This window comes from Rhodococcus sp. 06-1474-1B, assembly GCF_002258885.1.
In the GTDB taxonomy this organism is placed as follows: domain Bacteria; phylum Actinomycetota; class Actinomycetes; order Mycobacteriales; family Mycobacteriaceae; genus Rhodococcoides; species Rhodococcoides fascians.
Window position 1 is genome coordinate 2,547 of record NZ_NOYR01000030.1, and the last position, 1,258, is coordinate 3,804.

Sequence of the window (1,258 nt, forward strand, 5' to 3'; positions counted from 1 at the left end):
CGCACCCGCGAGGAAATCCCCGAACTGTTCGACTCCGCCACCCGCGAAGCCGTCGCCGCATTCGGGCGCGGGGAATGCTTCGTCGAACGCTACCTCGACAAACCACGCCACGTCGAAGCCCAGGTCATCGCCGACCAACACGGCAACGTCATCGTCGCCGGCACCCGCGACTGCTCCCTGCAACGCCGCTTCCAGAAACTCGTCGAAGAAGCCCCCGCCCCGTTCCTCACCGACGCCCAACGCAAAGAAATCCACTCCAGCGCCAAAGCGATCTGCCTCGAAGCCGGCTACTACGGTGCCGGGACCGTCGAATATCTCGTCGGCCAAGACGGCCTCGTCAGCTTCCTGGAGGTCAACACCCGGCTGCAGGTCGAGCACCCCGTCACCGAGGAAACCTCCGGCATCGACCTGGTGCTGCAGCAGTTCCGCATCGCCAACGGCGAAGAACTGACGATCACCGAAGACCCCGAACCGCGGGGGCATTCGTTCGAGTTCCGGATCAACGGTGAAGACGCCGGGCGTGGGTTCCTGCCCGCCCCCGGACCGGTCACCACCTTCACCGCCCCCTCCGGTCCGGGTGTCCGCGTCGATTCCGGTGTCGAATCCGGCAGTGTGATCGGGGGCCAGTTCGATTCGATGCTCGCCAAACTGATCGTCACCGGAGCCACCCGCGAGGAAGCCCTCGCCCGTTCGCGTCGCGCGTTGGCCGAATTCACCGTCGACGGGTTGGCGACGGTGATCCCGTTCCACGCGGCGGTGGTCTCCGATCCGGCGTTCATCGGTGACGGTGACTCCTTCTCCGTGCACACCCGGTGGATCGAAACCGAATGGGACAACCAGGTTCCCCCGTTCACCGCCGGGCAACCGATCGACGACGACGAGGCCCTGCCGCGGCAGTCCGTCATCGTCGAGGTCGGGGGCCGACGCGTCGAGGTCTCGCTGCCGGGCGAGTTCACCCTCGGCGGTGGTAGCGGCGGGAATGCCGGTGCGGTGCGGCGTAAGCCCAAGGCCCGCACCCGTGGTGGTGCCGGAGCAGGCGCAGCCTCCGGTGACTCGGTGACCGCACCGATGCAGGGCACTGTGGTCAAAGTCGCCGTCGACGAAGGCCAGGAAGTCGAGGTCGGGGACCTCGTCGCTGTCCTGGAAGCGATGAAAATGGAAAACCCCGTCACCGCCCACAAAGCAGGCACCATCACCGGCCTGAGCGTCACCGCAGGCGACGCCATCACCCAAGGCACCGTCCTCGCAGAAATCAAGT

General features: G+C 66.5%; 1 protein-coding gene. It reads left to right on the forward strand.

The window, feature by feature from the left end; all coding sequences use genetic code 11:
* Positions 1 to 1,258: ATP-binding protein (locus CH266_RS17915; RefSeq protein WP_094715863.1), on the forward strand; the 1,258-nt coding region annotated here is incomplete at both ends.